Source organism: Nocardia otitidiscaviarum, from assembly GCF_007362295.1.
Classification (GTDB): Bacteria; Actinomycetota; Actinomycetes; order Mycobacteriales; family Mycobacteriaceae; genus Nocardia; species Nocardia otitidiscaviarum.
Genome location: NZ_CP041695.1, coordinates 7,650,563 through 7,666,752 on the forward strand (window position 1 = coordinate 7,650,563; position 16,190 = coordinate 7,666,752).

Annotated in this window: 14 protein-coding genes; 9 read left to right on the plus strand and 5 right to left on the minus strand. The window is 68.6% G+C overall.

Annotated features, from left to right (window positions below; all coding sequences use genetic code 11):
* The first annotated feature begins 246 nt into the window (after positions 1–246).
* Positions 247–2,298: a CocE/NonD family hydrolase gene (locus tag FOH10_RS34470; RefSeq protein WP_143983758.1), complete on the plus strand. Its 2,052-nt coding sequence runs from the start codon at positions 247–249 to the stop codon at positions 2,296–2,298.
* Between the two features lie 127 nt (positions 2,299–2,425).
* Positions 2,426–4,456 carry a CocE/NonD family hydrolase gene (locus FOH10_RS34475; RefSeq protein WP_143983759.1) on the plus strand — a complete coding sequence of 677 codons (2,031 nt, stop codon included), beginning with the start codon at positions 2,426–2,428 and terminating at the stop codon, positions 4,454–4,456.
* 17 nt (positions 4,457–4,473) lie between these two features.
* On the opposite strand, the gene FOH10_RS34480 is transcribed toward FOH10_RS34475, so the two are convergent.
* Positions 4,474–5,124, minus strand: coding sequence for an NADPH-dependent F420 reductase (locus tag FOH10_RS34480; protein ID WP_143983760.1), 651 nt, complete (start codon positions 5,122–5,124; stop codon positions 4,474–4,476).
* 90 nt (positions 5,125–5,214) lie between these two features.
* On the opposite strand from FOH10_RS34480, the gene FOH10_RS34485 reads away from it, so the two are divergent.
* The 3 genes from FOH10_RS34485 to FOH10_RS34495 all read left to right on the plus strand — a co-directional run bounded on the left by FOH10_RS34485 (position 5,215) and on the right by FOH10_RS34495 (position 7,778).
* A complete protein-coding gene (locus FOH10_RS34485; protein ID WP_244961496.1) occupies positions 5,215–5,640 on the plus strand; it encodes a winged helix-turn-helix transcriptional regulator in 426 nt (141 codons plus the stop codon).
* 207 nt (positions 5,641–5,847) lie between these two features.
* Positions 5,848–7,092, plus strand: a complete 1,245-nt coding sequence (locus FOH10_RS34490; protein ID WP_029926111.1) for a sensor histidine kinase — start codon at positions 5,848–5,850, stop codon at positions 7,090–7,092.
* The gene (locus FOH10_RS34495) at positions 7,089–7,778 is read left to right on the plus strand and encodes a response regulator transcription factor (protein ID WP_029926109.1); all 690 of its coding nucleotides are present in this window, start codon (positions 7,089–7,091) and stop codon (positions 7,776–7,778) included. Before FOH10_RS34490 ends, FOH10_RS34495 begins: the two co-directional genes overlap by 4 nt.
* Before the next feature lie 549 nt (positions 7,779–8,327).
* On the opposite strand, the gene FOH10_RS34500 is transcribed toward FOH10_RS34495, so the two are convergent.
* The 4 genes from FOH10_RS34500 to FOH10_RS34515 form a co-directional block, all read right to left on the minus strand.
* Complete coding sequence (locus FOH10_RS34500; protein WP_143983761.1) at positions 8,328–8,642, minus strand: hypothetical protein; 315 nt, start codon at positions 8,640–8,642, stop codon at positions 8,328–8,330.
* A gap of 169 nt (positions 8,643–8,811) precedes the next feature.
* On the minus strand, positions 8,812–9,246 hold the full coding sequence (locus FOH10_RS34505) for a hypothetical protein (RefSeq protein WP_143983762.1): 435 nt from the start codon (positions 9,244–9,246) through the stop codon (positions 8,812–8,814).
* 13 nt (positions 9,247–9,259) lie between these two features.
* Positions 9,260–9,709, minus strand: coding sequence for a hypothetical protein (locus FOH10_RS34510; RefSeq protein WP_143983763.1), 450 nt, complete (start codon positions 9,707–9,709; stop codon positions 9,260–9,262).
* 170 nt (positions 9,710–9,879) lie between these two features.
* Positions 9,880–10,743, minus strand: a complete 864-nt coding sequence (locus FOH10_RS34515) for a DUF3109 family protein (protein WP_051037790.1) — start codon at positions 10,741–10,743, stop codon at positions 9,880–9,882.
* A 65-nt stretch (positions 10,744–10,808) separates the two neighbouring features.
* On the opposite strand from FOH10_RS34515, the gene FOH10_RS34520 reads away from it, so the two are divergent.
* The 4 genes from FOH10_RS34520 to FOH10_RS34535 all read left to right on the plus strand — a co-directional run bounded on the left by FOH10_RS34520 (position 10,809) and on the right by FOH10_RS34535 (position 15,952).
* Entirely contained in the window at positions 10,809–11,816 is a 1,008-nt protein-coding gene (locus tag FOH10_RS34520; protein ID WP_051037789.1) for a Ppx/GppA family phosphatase, read from the plus strand.
* Positions 11,813–13,957 carry a hypothetical protein gene (locus tag FOH10_RS36015; protein WP_244962167.1) on the plus strand — a complete coding sequence of 715 codons (2,145 nt, stop codon included), beginning with the start codon at positions 11,813–11,815 and terminating at the stop codon, positions 13,955–13,957. Before FOH10_RS34520 ends, FOH10_RS36015 begins: the two co-directional genes overlap by 4 nt.
* 23 nt (positions 13,958–13,980) lie before the next feature.
* On the plus strand, positions 13,981–14,913 hold the full coding sequence (locus tag FOH10_RS34530; RefSeq protein ID WP_308212918.1) for a sugar phosphate isomerase/epimerase family protein: 933 nt from the start codon (positions 13,981–13,983) through the stop codon (positions 14,911–14,913).
* A 139-nt stretch (positions 14,914–15,052) separates the two neighbouring features.
* Positions 15,053–15,952 (plus strand): thioesterase family protein, encoded by a 900-nt coding sequence (locus FOH10_RS34535; RefSeq protein WP_143983764.1) that lies wholly within the window; start codon positions 15,053–15,055, stop codon positions 15,950–15,952.
* The last annotated feature ends 238 nt before the right edge of the window (positions 15,953–16,190 follow it).

Here is a 16,190-nt window from a genome sequence, read left to right on the forward strand (position 1 = left end):
CGGCCACAACGCGTTTTTCGTTGCCCGAGGTATTGTGAAACGCTATTGGTGCAGGTCAGGGCCAAGTGAGGGCATGTGGCGTAAATCTCATTACGTCGGCGTAGGGTATTTGCACCTCGACCTCGGGAATCTATAAACCGCAGAAATTCCCGTTTTATCGAGTAACGGTAACCGGGGTTTGCAACTTACTTGTCGGTAGATAAACTGCCTCGCGTTCGACCCACGTCGAGAGGTAGATCACGTTCAATGAAGCACGCGCTACGGGCCACGGTGGCAGCGGTCGCCACCGCGGTCCTGGTTCCTCTTACCGGGATCCCCGCCGCCGCGGCTCCCACGCCCACCGGTCCGGACGGCGGCGCCGCCGGAGCCGCCTGGACCGCGCAACACGATGCGGGACAGCAGTATCCGAACGTCTTCATCGAATGGGACGTGCCCATCACGATGAGCGACGGCACCGTCCTCAAGGGCAATGTCTACCGCCCGGCCGATGCCTCGGGGCGGCCCATCGACGAGCCGACACCGACCGTCGTCAACCTGACGCCCTACACCAAGCTGGTGTCGAACCTCGGTGATCACGCCGCGTCCATTCCGGGCCTGTCCGACGCCCTGCTCGGCTTCTTCCGGCAGATCAACCTGTCCGGCACCCCGATCTCCGGACTCGGCGACCTGATCAATGCCGCGGGCAACGGCCAGATCCGCAACTTCACCGTGGACCGCCAGCTCATCAAGTCCGGCTACTCGCAGGTCGTCGTGGACGTGCGCGGAACCGGCTTCTCCCAGGGCGAATGGGATATGCTGCGCGATCGCGAGCAGCAGGACACCGTCGAGGTCATCGACTGGGCGTCCAAGCAGCCGTGGTCCAACGGCCGCATCGGCATGAACGGCATCTCCTACTCGGGCATCAACCAGGTGCAGGCCGCGGAGAAGCGGCCGCCCGCGCTCCAGGCGATCTTCCCCATCGTGCCCGGCAGCGACCTCGTCGACGATGTGCTCGCCCCCGGCGGCGGCTTCGGCTTCAACTTCATTCCGCTGTGGCTGTCGGCCATCAACGGCCTCAAGTGGGTGCCGGACCTGGCCTCGATCGCCAACGGGCGCTTCGACGAACAGTGGCTGCGGGACCGGATCAACGACCCGTTCACCTACCTGGACGTGCTGATCTCCGCCTACACCAGCCAGCGCATGGAGGATCTCGACCCGCGCGTGGTGAACATGCTCGACGACACCACTCCGGAACGTCGTGCGTGGCTGGGCAATCCGAGCAACATCCAGGTGCCGACCTTCGTCTACGGCGGCTGGCACGACCTGTTCACCTACTCGGAATCCAAGATCTACAACGAGATTCCGCTGCCGCCGGGCCAGAAGCAGCTGATGATGGGCAACACCTACCACATCACCTCCGGTGCGGAGACCTCCCGTCCCGGACAGCCGCCGCGCCTGGACGTGCTGCAGCGCGCGTGGTTCGACAAGTGGCTCAAGGGCATCGACAACGGCATCGACGCCTACGGTCCGGTGACCCTCAAGCAGCAGGGCGGCGGCTGGATCACCCAGGGCGGCTTCGGTGAATCCGCACCCGCCGAGCAGCGGGCCGAACATCGGCGCATGTACCTGTCGTCGCAGATCAGCGGTACCGCCAACAGTGTCCACGACGGTTCGCTCACCGGCGGCCCCAATGGCGACACCGCACGTTTGACCGTATCTCCGGGGTTGACCACCATCTGCTCCAACGACGCCGCACAGGCCACCGCGGGCTTCCTGTCCATCATCGACGGCTGCGCCAAGGACTCCCGGATCGCGGAGACCAACGCGCTGACCTTCACCAGCGCGCCGGTACTCGAGGCCACCACCATCTCGGGACCGATCGCCCTGCATCTGAACACGGTGCAGGATTCGGTCGACGGCTACTGGACGGTCACCGTCAACGACGTCGCCCCCGACGGCACCTCCACGGTGCTGACCTCGGGCCAGCTCATGGCCTCGCTGCGACAGGTCGACGAATCCCGCAGCAGCCGTTCGGCCAATGGCGACTACACCGATCCGCGTGCCTACACCTCGCTCAGCAAGCGGGAACTGGCGGTGCCCGGCGAGGTGACCACCCTCGATATCGCGCTCTCGGCCACCGAGGCGGTACTCCAGCCCGGACACCGGCTGCGCGTCTCCGTCTTCGCGGCCAACTTCCCGAAGGGCCTGCCGATTCTGCCGATGCTCATCGACACCGGTCTGCTGCCGCAGCATGTGCAGCTGGACCCGAATCGTCCGAGCTTCGTCAATATTCCGGTCCGCGGAAACTCCGGTTGGTGATTCGCACCGACCGGGTGTGAAAGATCCGGGTGTGCACAATGGGGTGCGCACCCGGATTGCTTTGTGCTGTTTCACGAAACCAACCGAAATCTTCTCCGTCTCAGACGGTCTGGCTTAGCATCGGTTCGTGCTCAAGTACGCAACAGCGATTCTGGCTGCCCTGGCACTGCTTCCGTTCACATCGCCCACCGCCGCGGCGGCACCCACCGCCACTGGCCCGGACGGTGGCGCGGCGGGTGCGGCCTGGGCGCAGGCCGAGGACGGACCGCAGCGGTACCCGAACGTCTACATCGAGTGGGATGTGCCCATCACGATGAGCGACGGCACCGTACTGAAGGCCAACGTCTACCACCCGGCCGACGCCTCCGGGCAGCCCATCGCCGAGCCGACGCCGACCATCGTGAACTTCACGCCGTACACGAAACTCGGCTCGATGATCGCGGATTCGGCATTCTCCATTCCGGGGCTCTCCGATCTGATCGTGGAACTGGCGCGCGGCATCGACCTCACGGGCACACCCTTCTCCGGACTCACCGACCTCACCAAGGCGCTCGGCGGCGGACTGATCCGCACCTTCACCGTGGACCGCGACCTGATCAGGTCCGGGTACACGCAGGTCGTCGTGGACGTGCGCGGAACCGGCTTCTCCCAGGGGATCTGGGATCTGCTCGGGCCGCGCGAACAGCAGGACACCGTCGAAACCATCGACTGGGCCTCGAAACAGCCATGGTCCACCGGGGATATCGGCATGACCGGCGTCAGCTACTCCGGGCTCAATCAGTTGCAGGCCGCGGCCGAGAACCCGCCCGCGCTGAAAGCCATCTTCCCGGTGGTGCCGTCGCGCAACCCTTTCCGTGATCTCGTGGCCCCCGGCGGCGCGGTCGGCGTCGCGTTCATGCCGATGTGGCTGGCCGCGGTGAACGGCGGCAAGCTGGTACCCGACCTGACGGCGCTGGCGCAGGGGCGCTTCGACATGAAGTGGCTCGCCGACCGGCTGGCCGACCCCTTCACCTTCGTGGACGCACTGCTAGAGGTGTTCCTCCAGCCCGATATCGACGCACTGAGCCCGAAGATCCGGCAACTGCTGGACAGCGGCAGCCCCATGCGGCAGGCGTGGGAGACCGACCCGGAAGCCATTACCGTGCCCACCTTCATCACCGGCGGCTGGCACGATGTCTTCGTCGCCTCGCAGGCCGACGTGTACCGGCGAATCCCGTTGCCGCCCGGGCAGAAACAGCTGCTCTCCGGCGACGGCTACCACATCTCCAACGGCAACGAATCCGGGCTGCCGGGGCTGCCGCCGCGCATGGACGTGCTCCAGCACGCGTGGTTCGACAAGTGGCTCAAGGGAATCGACAACGGCATCGACTCGTTCGGGCCGGTGACGGTCAAGCAGCAGGGCGGTGGCTGGGTCAGTCTGCCGTCGTTCCCGCGGCCCGGGGTGGAATACCGGCGCATGTATCTCGCGGCCCCGCCCAGCGGCACCGGCGCACACAGCGTGCACGACGGTTCGCTGTTCACCGCGCCGCACCCGAGCGTCGACACCCTCACCGTCGCACCGGGTCTCACCGGCCTGTGCTCACGGGACGCGGCGCAGCAGCTGGTCGGCATCCCGTCCATCATCGACGCCTGCGGCAAGGACTCCCGCATCTGGGAGTCCAACGGCCTCACCTTCACCAGCGCTCCGGTGGCCGAGACAACCACCATCTCCGGTCCGATCGCGGTGCGGCTGCGGACCGCGCACGACGCCGCGGACGGCTACTGGACCGTCACCGTCAACGATGTCGCTCCGGACGGCCGCTCGACCACGCTGTCGACCGGCCAGCTCGTCGCCTCGCTGCGGCAGCTGGACGAATCCCGCAGCACCCGACTGCCGGGCGGTGACTACACCGACCCGGTGCCCGACCTCTCGCTCGACACCCGGCAGCCGACGCAACCGGGCGTCCCGGTGACACTCGACATCTCGGTGGCGGGCGTCGAGGCCGTACTCCAGCCGGGGCATCGGCTGCGGGTGGACGTCTACGCGGGCAACTTCCCGAAGGGCCTGCCGCCCACCGCCATCACCGCCGATACCGAACTACGCCCGCAGCACCTGCTGCTCGACCCGTCCGAGCCCAGCTTCGTCAACATTCCGGTGCAAGGGAATTCGGGCTGGTAGCGGACGGCCGATGCCGGCTACGCACCGTCGGGAACGGCGAAAGCGTGCTCCAGCGGGGGCAACATCGCGCGGGCGTCATTGCCCGAGAACCACTGCCCGACAAGGAAAGCGGCGGCCGCCTCGAGATAGCGCGCCTGGGCCAGGCCGCCCGCGCGGGCCGGACGCAGGTTGAGATCCTCCGCGAGGGCGGCCACCCGATCCAGCGATTCGGTGTCGTCACCGCAGAGGGGAACGGTCAGCGGCCGCCCCTCGAAGGTGCGCAGGTCCGCCGCCCACACCTCGGCCGCGCACACATTGAACGCCTTCACCACATGCGCGCCCGGGGCTTCGGCCGCGATGCGTTCCGCCACCGCCGGTTCGGTGAGGGTGAAACCTCCGGTGTCCGGGCGGAAGGCATTCGTGCAGTCGATGATGGTGCGGCCCCGGAATCCGTCCGGGTCGCGCAGCACGTCACTCAGCGCGGCGACGGGGAGCGCGAGCAGTATCGTCTGCCCGAACTCGGTCGCCTGCTCGATGCCGCCCGCTGTCGCGGAGTGGCCGATGGCATCGGCCGCTTCCGCGGCACGTTCGACGCTCCGGGCACCGATGACGATCTCGTGTCCGGCCGCGGCCCAGCCGCCGCCCAATGCTCGTGCCATCTGTCCGGCTCCGATGATTCCGATTCGCATATCAACTCCTCCAGTCGTGTCGACGTCCGACGACGGTAGGAATTCCGAAAGGCACTCGCGGGTGCCCATGGCCGCTGGCACGCTGGAACGGTGAGCATCAGGACCGGGGCGACCGCGCCCCCGACGCGGGCGCCGGATTCGGCGGACCGGGTCGAGTTCGCGCCCTACGGCGACTGGGAATCGGACTGTCCGGCGCGGCTGATATTGGACCTGTTCGACAATTCCTGGCTGCTGGTGATCGTCTATGCGCTGCGGGACGGTCCGCTGCGGCCGGTGCAGTTGCGCGGCGCGATCGGCGGCATCAGCCAGAAGATGCTCACCCAGACCCTGCGGCGCATGGAGCGCATGGCGCTGGTGGAACGTCACCGCTACCCCGAGGCGCCCCCGCGCGTGGAGTATTCGCTGACGCCAGCGGGTCGGGATCTGCTGCCGCCCATCCTGGCTCTCGGCGCGTGGGTGGGCCGGCACGGCGACACGGTTCGCGCATCCATGTACGGAGGTGATTTCGACGACTGAGCATGTCGCTTAGCCGTGCCCGATATGCCGGACCTGCCCTGATCTGAAACGTACGGACCGGCTGGTAGGGGCGCGATTTCGGACCATCGCACCGTTCCCCAACACTGTGTGAACGGTGGGCTAACGTGTGCCAAAGTGCCCGTGACCTGCACGAAACTTAGTGCACCCGGGGTCTGGACACCTATTGGCGACCGTACGATTCACAGTGTGAGCGTTCCACAGGCCGTGCTGTTGGCAGTCCTCGCGGCCGTCGTCGGACTGGCCGTGGGCGGACTGCTCATTCCCTATGTGAACGCGCGGCAGGCCCGCCGCGCCGCCGACGAATCCGGCCTCACCATGTCGCAGGTGCTCGATCTCATCGTGCTCGCCTCCGAGAGCGGTATCGCCGTCGTCGACCAATACCGCGATGTCGTGCTGGTCAACCCCCGCGCCGAGGAACTCGGCGTGGTGCGCGACCGGCTGCTCGACGAACGCGCCTGGCTGGCCGTACAGGAGGTACTCGGCACCGGGCACGACGTCGACTTCGACATCACCGCCAAACACCCCATGCCCGGCCGCGGCCGGCTCGCGGTGCGCGGCGTCGCCCGGCCGCTGTCGCAGGAGAACCCCAACTTCGTGGTCCTCTTCGCCGACGACGACTCCGAGCAGGCGCGCATGGAGGCCACCCGCCGCGACTTCGTGGCAAATGTCTCGCACGAGCTCAAGACCCCCGTCGGGGCCATGAGCCTGCTGGCCGAAGCGCTGCTGGAATCGGCCGACGATCCCGACTCTGTGCGGCACTTCGGCGAACGACTACACGGCGAGGCCCGGCGCATGGGCAAGATGGTCACCGAACTCATCGCGCTGTCGCGGCTCCAGGGCGCGGAGAAGCTGCCCGAACTCGAGGCCGTCTCCGTGGACACCATCGTCGGCCAGGCCATCGAGCGCTCCCGCACCGCCGCCGAGGCCGCGGGCATCACCGTGAGCACCGACCGCGACAGCGAACTCGAGGTGCTCGGCGACCAGACCCTGCTCATCACGGCCCTGTCCAACCTGGTGGAGAACGCCATCGCCTACTCGCCGCGCGGCTCGCACGTGTCGGTGAGCCGGTCACTGCGCGGCGGCTACGTGAACATCGCCGTCACCGACCGCGGCATCGGCATCGCCAAGGAAGACCAGGAGCGGGTCTTCGAGCGGTTCTTCCGCGCCGACAAGGCACGCTCGCGCGCCACCGGGGGAACCGGGCTCGGGCTGGCTATCGTCAAGCACGTGGCCGCCAACCACAACGGTGAGATCACCCTGTGGAGCAAACAGGGCACCGGCTCGACGTTCACGCTGCGGATACCGGTCCACCCGGCCGATCCCGCGCCGAGCGAGAAGAAGACGTCCGCCGGGGCTCCGGCGGGGAAGAAGGAAACCGGCCCGCGCCCCGCCGGGCGGGCCAGAACAAACGGTGTGGAGGCAACCCGATGACGAGAGTGCTGATCGTCGAGGACGAGGAGTCGCTGGCCGATCCGCTCGCGTTCCTGCTGCGCAAGGAGGGGTTCGAAGTCGCCGTGGTCGGCGACGGGCCGGCCGCACTGGCCGAATACGACCGCTCCGGCGCCGACATCGTGCTGCTCGACCTCATGCTCCCCGGCATGAGCGGCACCGACGTGTGCAAGCAGCTGCGGATTCGCGGCAGCGTGCCCGTCATCATGGTGACGGCGCGCGACAGTGAGATCGACAAGGTGGTCGGCCTGGAACTCGGCGCCGACGACTACGTGACCAAGCCGTACTCCTCGCGCGAACTCATCGCCCGCATCCGCGCCGTGCTGCGCCGCGGCGTCGGCGACGAACCCGACAACGGCACCGAGACCAGCGTGCTGGAGGCCGGACCCGTCCGCATGGACGTCGACCGCCACACCGTGCAGGTCAACGGCAAACCGGTCACCCTGCCGCTCAAGGAGTTCGACCTGCTCGAATACCTGCTGCGCAACTCCGGCCGCGTACTCACCCGCGGCCAGCTCATCGACCGCGTCTGGGGCGCCGACTACGTCGGCGACACCAAAACCCTCGACGTCCACGTCAAGCGGCTGCGCTCCAAGATCGAAGCCGACCCCGCCAAACCGGAACACCTGGTCACCGTGCGCGGCCTCGGCTACAAACTGGAGGCGTAGTCCCGGAACCACCGCGCCTGTTCCGCAAGTCGGAACAGGCGCGAGGCTGTCACTGTCACTGCCACTGCCACTGCCACTGCCACGCTGCCGCTGTCGCGCGGTTGGTGTGGCGTCGCGCGGTTGGTGGTGGTCGCGCGGCCCATTGTCGCTGCTGCGCGGCTGGTGTGGCTGGTGCGCGGCTGGTGTGGCTGCTGTCGGTGGTGCGTCGCTGCTGTCTTTGTTTGCGCGGGCTGCTGTGGCTGTGGTGCGGACGCTGCCGCAGGTGCGCCCACTTCGCCGCCGGCGCGCCGCCACTGTCGTTGCCGCGCGCTGTCGTCGCCGTGCTGTCCGCCGCAGTGTCCGCGACCGCCGTGGGAGTGAGTCCGCCCCAGGTCGAGATGTGTCGGGTCCGCACGATAGCCGACACTCACAGCGCATCCCGCTGGCGCGTCCGGCCCCGGTGTCGTGGCCGTAGCCGTCTATCCCGTGCGGGTGCCGTGGTGGACGACCCTCTACACATCGCGCCCGCTTCGAGTCATCGAAGCGGGCGCGATGCGCGGGAAGCGGGACTCAGAACGAGGTCCATGCCTTGCCGAGCGGGGTGTCGATCGGCTTGAGCCAGATGCCGCCGAAATCGTCGTCCTGGGCGCAGTCGTAGACGTCCATGCCCTCGCCCTTGCAGGCGATCATGCGGGAGGTGCCGTAGGGGCTGATGATCAGCAACTTGCCGTTCTTGGCGGCGTCCAGGGCGGCGGGGGAGTCGAAGGGCACGAAATCGGCGGTGCGGTCGGAGTATTCGGGAGGCAGTTCCGCACCCGCGCCCGGGGCCAGAGCCAGCAGGGCTCCGGCGGCCAGCGCGGCGGCGGCGAACGTCTTCTTGATCATGCGCGGATTCATAACAGTGCCCGGTGAACCCGCGATAGCCGGAAGGTGTCACGCGAGCTAGGGATGGCTCACCACACCGCGTCCCGGCCCGCGAGCAGCCCGCAACCGGGACCGCACGCGGGCCGGGCTCCGCGCTGGCTGCTGGCGGAGAAGTTGGGCCGTGACCGCGCTAGCTGCTGCCGAAGAGGCCGGGCAGGCCGTCGGCGCTGCCGGTGCCGCCGGGGGTGCCCGGCCCACCCGGATCCGGCTGGGAGGGGTCGCGCACCCAGACCTCGATGGTCTTGGTGCTGCCGCCTTGCGAGCAGGTGATCAGATGGCGGCCCGGGGTCGTCGGCGTCCAGCTCAGGTGTGCCTCGCCGACCGGCCACGGCACCTTGGGGCCGCTGATGTCCTCGCCGTTGTCGGACCAGTAGACCAGCAGCCCGATCCCGGCCCCGCTGAGCTTCGCGCTCAGCTGGTACTCGGTGTCGATCACGTGGTCGCTGCCGGACACCGTGATCGAGTCGACGGTGGCGCTCGCCTGCGGTGCGGCGAAGACCGAGATGGTCGCCGCGGCCGCGAAACCCGCTATGCCCGTGCCGATCCGGCGCGAAAGAAGGCTCATGGGATATCCGTCCTCAGTCCGTGGTGCCGCTGCTGCCGCTGCCGAGCGGTCCGCCGGGGCCGAAACCGCTTCCGGTGCTGGAACTTCCGGAGCCGATCGGAGCCTGCTTCACATCCACCGTCACGGACCGGTGGCTGCCGCCCTGTTCGACCGTGATGATGTGCTGCCCAGCGGTTTCCGGCTTCCAGGTGATGCTGGACTGCCCCGGCGGCCACGGCACCTTGGGCGCGCCGATGAATTCCCCGTTGTCGCTGAAGTAGACGAGCAGACCCGCGGACGCGCCGCCGAGGGTCGCGGAGATGGTGTATTCACCGCCGACGCGGAAGGTCGATCCTTCGACCGTGACCGTCTCGACCGCGGCGCAGGCGGCGGGTGCCGTCAGAACGGCCACGGCGGCCGCGGCGGCGAATCCGGTGAGGCCGACGCCCGCGCGGGCGGCTCTCCGGGAGGTGTTGATGCGCATGGTGCTCTCCTGTGTGCGGCCCACGCAGGTGGGCTTCCGCACCGTAAGCGAACACCTCTGTGAAATGTGAGCGTTTCAGGAAAATTCTCAAGCAAGCGTCCGCTTGGTTGCTCGGACGCGGGCGGCACGCGGGGCAAACGCACAGCGTCCGCCCGCGTGACCGGTCCCGCTCAGTCCTCGTGCGCCGCCCGCTCCGCGGCGATGGCCGTCGCCGGATGCACCGCGACGATGCCGAGCCCCTCCCGGCGTTTGCAGTGCCGCGCCAGCTCCTCGTATGCGGGCTGCCCGAGCAGCTCGATCAGCTCGGGCGCGTACGCCTGCCAGACCGGCCGCGTCCCCACATGCGCGTCGGGCGACCCTGTGCAGTACCAGTTCAGGTCCAGCCCGCCCGGCCCCCAGCCGCGCCGGTCGTACTCGGTGATCCAGGTCTTGAGAATCTCCACCCCGTCGGGCCGGTCCACCCACTCCTGCACCCGCCGGATGGGCAGCTGCCAGCACACCTCGGGCTTCACCGTGAGCGGCTCCAGACCCTTGCGCAGGGCCATGCTGTGCAGGGCGCAACCGATGCCGCCCGCGAAGCCGGGGCGGTTCAGGAAGATGCAGGCGCCGTCGATCCGGCGGGTGCGCAGGGCGGGCTCGTCGTCGAGTTCGTCCTCCTCGAGATAGAGCTTCTTGCGGACCTTGCCGGTGTCGTCCACCGCTTCGTCCATCAGCTGCCAGTCCTCGCGTGTGAGCATTTTCACACCGCGGTGCAGCTTCTTGCCGTCGTCGGCATCGGAGAGGAAAGCGCCGTGTGAACAGCAACCGTCGTCGATGCGGCCCTCGATGATGCCCTGACATGCGGGGGTGCCGAATACGCACGTCCATCGCGAGAGCAGCCAGGTGAGGTCCGCCGCGATCAGGTGCTCGTCATTTGCTGGGTCGACGAACTCGATCCATTCTCGGGGGAAGTCCAGCTCGACCTCGGGACTTGGATCGATCTTCGCCGCTGATCGGAGCCCGGTGGGCCCGCTCGCGGATGCGCCTGCCGTCACACCGCGGAACGCTAACAGTTCAGTCGCCGCGCCTGAAGAGACGCCACACCCAGTACCGTGTTCTTGTGCGGCTCGGTGTACTGGATGTGGGAAGCAATACCGTCCACCTGCTGGTGGTGGACGCGCATCGCGGTGGCCATCCGCTGCCGATGAGTTCTACGAAGGCGACCCTGCGGTTGTCGGAGAATATGGACGACCGGGGGCGGATCACCCCGGAGGGTTCGGCGCGGCTCACCCGCACCGTAGCCGAATTCGCAAGCATCGCAAAGACTTCCGGTTGTGTAGAGCTGATGCCCTTCGCCACCTCGGCGGTGCGCGAGGCCACCAACTCCGAAGAGGTGCTGGCCCTGGTGCGCGCCGAGACCGGCGTGAACCTGCGGGTGCTGAGCGGTGTCGACGAGGCCCGCAACACCTTCCTGGCGGTGCGCCGCTGGTACGGCTGGAGCGCGGGGCGGATCCTCAACCTGGATATCGGCGGCGGATCGCTGGAGATGAGCAACGGCGCCGACGAGGACCCGGATGTGGCGCTGTCGCTGCAACTGGGCGCCGGGCGGCTCACCCGGGACTGGCTGCGCCACGACCCGCCGGGCAAGCGCCGGGTGGCCGTGCTGCGCGACTGGCTCGACGCCGAGCTGGTGATTCCGACCAAACAGCTGCTCGAACCCGGCCGTCCGGACCTGGCCGTCGGCACCTCGAAGACGTTCCGCTCCCTCGCCCGACTGACCGGCGCCGCCCCCTCGGCGGCGGGTCCGCGGGTGCGGCGTACGCTCACCAGTTCCGGTCTGCGTCAGCTGATCGCCTTCATCTCTCGAATGACGGCCGCCGACCGGGCAGAATTGGAAGGCGTAAGTTCGGATCGGTCACAGCAACTGGTGGCTGGCGCATTGGTCGCGGAGGCGAGTATGCGGGCACTGTCGCTGGATACGTTGGAAATCTGCCCCTGGGCACTGCGGGAGGGATTGATCCTGCGAAAACTGGATACCGACTTGGATAGCGAACCGATAGCTGGTGGGGCACAATCTGATGCTCGTCCGCCCCTGGAGGGCACCCCGATCGAAACGGTAATTCGATGACCGACGATTCGAACCAGCTGTCCGTCGCCGAACTGCTGGCCCGCAACGGCCAGCAGGGCTCCTCCGCTTCCGGCGGGGGCGGGCGGCGTCGGCGCAGCGGCCGCGGCATCTCCGTGGCGGATCTGACCGGCGATATGCCGCAGGTGCGGGAGGGCTCTTCCTCGCATGCGGCACCCGATGACGAAATCGGGGCCGACGGGGCGGCCGCGTCCGCGTCGATGGAATCGGACTTTTCGAACTTCTCGAATTATCCGGACTACTCGAACTATTCCTTGGATACACCCGCGCAGGAGTCGAATTTCGGCTACTCGTCGGGCTCCGAACAGGAGAATTCTCCGCTTTCCGGTCCTATCTCCTATTACGATCCGCTCGCCCCCACCGAAACTCCGGACGAGTCGGCGCAGTCGTCGGGATACGACTGGAACTCGCCCGGACAGCTGGACTGGCCGCCCACCGAAACCCCGGGCACCAACGGTTACGGGGCATCCGGCCGCACGCCCGGCGGCCGCCGCGCCCGCCGGGAAGCAGCCGAGGCCAATGGCTACGGCGATGCGGGCGAGTCGAACGGTTACGACGCCAACGGGAGCTCCTACGGCGCGAACGGGCACGGGGCGAACGGCAACGGCTACGGCGCGCAGCACATCGGTGGCCTGGACGGAGCCGAGCGGCCGAAGAGCGGCCGCCGTCGCAAGCCCGACCCGCTCGACGATCTCGAATCCGAGGCATCCGACACCGCAGGGCAGCGCGAATTCGGTGCGCCGGGTGCCGGAGCGCGTGGTTTCGGGGAATCCGGTGCGAACGGATACGGCTTCGGCGACGCCGGCGCACGCGGGTTCGGTGAATCGGAGATCCGCGGCTTCGGCGAGCCCGGTGCGCGTGGCTTCGGCGAGCCGGGAGCGCGTGGCTTCGGCGAGCCGGGCGCACGCGAGTTCGGTGAGCCCGGTATCGGGTCTCGCGGTTTCGGTGACCCGGGCACCGGTGGTTACGGCGAATCGGGCGCGCGCGGTTTCGGTGAGCCGGGTGCCGGTGGACGCGGGTTCGGTGAGCCCGGACCCGATGCCCACGGGTTCGGTGACCCCGGCGCGGGCGGGCGTCGCTTCGGTGAGCCGGGCCCGCGCGGGTTCGGCGAGCCGCCCGCCGAACCCGGTGCGCGTGGCTTCGGAGAGGACGCGGTGCCGTCGGGCGCGGCCGGAACTCCGGCGACCGAAACGGGCGGCCGTCGCCGTCGCCGCTTCGATCCCGACGACGAGACCACCGAGGTGCGGCCCTTCCGCGGCGCCCCGGCGGCCGCGGCACTACCGAGTTGGGGCGCGCAGGAGCCCGAAGCGCTACCGCGCGAAGGCGCCCCGCCCATGTCCCGCTCCGCACGGCGACATGCCGAGGAGCGGCGGGCGGACGCGCGACCCGAGGCGGAGGCATGGGACGACGACGAGCCCGACGAACCCGCGCCGCGCGGCGACCGCTCCGGCGCGGGCAAGCTGCCCGCCTGGTCGGCGCGAAGACGCCAGGTGACCGACCCCACCCCGCAGTCGGACGACCGGGCCGCCGCCTGGTCGCTGGCCAGCCAGGACCAGCAGCTGGTCTCCGGCGAGACGGTTGCCGGTGATCTGCTACGCGACGCGCGCGATCGCGATGACGAACCGGGCCCGCGTCGTTCGCGACGGTCCGGCGAACGCTCCTTCGGCAAGGGGGCGTTCGGGCGCAAGTCTCGCGCCGCCGAACCGGACGATATGTACGACGGCGCCACCGAGGTCTATTCCCCACTGCGGGATGACGATGACATCGAGGACGACGCAAGAAGTTCCGTGGTCGCACGGGTCACCGCCGTCGCCAATCGCGCCCGCCGCTCCCGCACCCCCCGGAAATCCGACGAGGAAGAGAATCGTCGGCAATGGCTGATTCTGGGCGGGCAGAGCACCGCCGCCGCAGTCGCGGGAATGTTGCTGTTCAAGGGATTCGAGCGCATGTGGGAAATGCTCCCGTGGGTTGCCCTGGCGCTGGCGATGATCGTGATTCTCGGACTCGTCGCACTCGTCCGAGTTCTGCGTCGCACCGACGACATATTCAGCACTGTGATTGCTGTCGTGGTAGGCGTCTTCGTGACGCTGGGACCGCTAGCCTTTCTACTCAGTACTAGCTGAGCAGGGAGCGGGCAGTGGGGAATATCGGGCAGACGCCGGGGGTCGTGCGCGAGAACGTCGGGGGGCACAGGGATATCCGGGTGGGCTTGTCCACCGCCTCGGTGTATCCCGAAAACACCGAGGCCGCATTTCGGTACGCGGCCGAGCTCGGTTACGACGGCGTGGAACTCATGGTGTGGGCGGAACCGGCCAGCCAGAGCATTTCCACGGTGCAGACGCTGGTGCACCGCTATCAGGTGCCGGTGCTCGCCGTGCACGCGCCGTGTCTGCTGATCTCGCAACGGGTGTGGGGGTCGGACCCGATCGCGAAACTCACCCGCAGCGTGCACACCGCGGAAGCGCTGGGGGCGGCGACCGTGGTGGTGCATCCGCCGTTCCGCTGGCAGCGGCGGTACGCGGAGGGGTTCGCCAAGCAGATCCTCGAACTCGAGGACAGCAGCCCGATTGCGGTCGCGGTGGAGAACATGTTCCCGATGCGGGTGGCGGACACCTTGTTCGCGCGGGGTGAGGCGTCCATCCGGCGGTTGGAGCGGCGCGGCGGGCCGGGGCCGTCGCTGACCGCCTTCTCACCGTCCTACGACCCCACCGACACCGGATTCCGGAACTACACGCTCGACACCTCGCATACGGCCACCGCGGGCATGGATCCTTTGGCGCTGGCCGAGCGAATGGGGTCCGGACTCACCCACATCCACCTGGCCGACGGGCGGGGCGCAGCGCATGACGAGCACCTGATCCCCGGAGAGGGCTCGCAGCCGCTGGTGGAACTCGGCGCGGCGGTGACCGGCAGCGGGTTCCGGGGCCAGGTGGTGATCGAGATCAATACGCAGAACGCGCGCACCACCTTCGACCGGGCCGCGATGCTGCATCGCGCGCTCACGTTCGCGCGGCGGCATTTCAACGGGGCCGGGGCGGATGCGCAGGAGCCGGAGCCCAGCGGGGCTCGGCGCGGGTAGGGGCTGGGTCGCCGGGGCGGTGGGGGTCAGGCCGGTCCGAGTTGTGGGTCAGTTGGTAGGGGAGTGATTCGTAGCACGGGAGGACCGATCGGTTCACTAGTGTCGTACGCTGTACAAACCTAGTGAGGAGGAGTAGCGGATGACAGTGGAGTCGACCGTCGATCGGGGGCGGGTCGGCAGCGGTGTGGATGATGCGCCGTTCAGCCGGGTGTGCGCGGTGACCGAGCTGGCGTCGGAATCGGCCGAGATCGGGCGTTACGCGGGCATTATCGAGCCGATCTGGACCATCGGGCCGAAGGTGCACGGCGGCACCATGGTCGCGGGTAGTGCCGCGGCGGCGGTGGCGTGGCTGCGGCGGACCGCACCCGAGCGAGCCGCCATGTTCCCGATCGCCGCCAGCTCCGACTTCCTCGGCGCACCTGATCCGGGCGAGGTCGAGTACGAGGTGCGCACCCGCAAGCTCGGCCGCCAGATCTGCCTGGTCGACGTGGGCCTCATCCAGGGCGGCCGCACCCTGGTGCACACCGCCTTCACGTTCAGTCACCTCGACGACATCGAGCCGGTGTACGCGCCCGACAAGTCCGAGGGCATGCCCGCCGCACCGTCGGCCGACGCGCTCGCCTACGACGACGACAACCCCATGGGCAAGATCGTCCATGTGGCGCAGGGCTCCGAGGTCGCCCTGGACGGCACCTCCGCCCCCTTCCTCACCGGCGGGCAGGGCGAACCCGAACTGCGCCTGTGGATCCGCCCCTTCGCCGCCGACGAGGCCGACGCCGACGTCTTCGCCTTCTTCGCCATGATGGCCGCCGACATGAGCCCGCCGGTCCCCATGAACCGCGGCCACTTCGGTTGGGCCCCCACCGTCCAGCTCACCACCTACCTGCGCCGCCGCCCCACCCCCGGCTGGCTCCGAATCATCGCCTCCGCCAAGGAGATCGGCGGCCGCATGTTCGACGAGGACCAACTCGTCCTGGACGCCACCGGCGCGATCGTCGCCCAGAGCCGCCAACTCGCCTTGATTCCCCAGAACCCCTGAGCCGCAGCGGGTCCGCCCGCTGGCTGGTGCGGATCCCTTGTGCCGCGCTGGATCTCGGGGGCGCGGTGAATGGCGACCGAGCTGGTCGGGCCGGGGCCTGCGGGTGCGCACCCGTGCCGTCGCGGCTGTGCCGGATGGGACGTACCGGTGGCGGCTGCATGGAGCGAAGGAGTTGGGGATCGCTCCTCGCTGGAGTGTGCTGCGCTTGCCCACTGCGCCCCTGGCACAGACTGCCCAA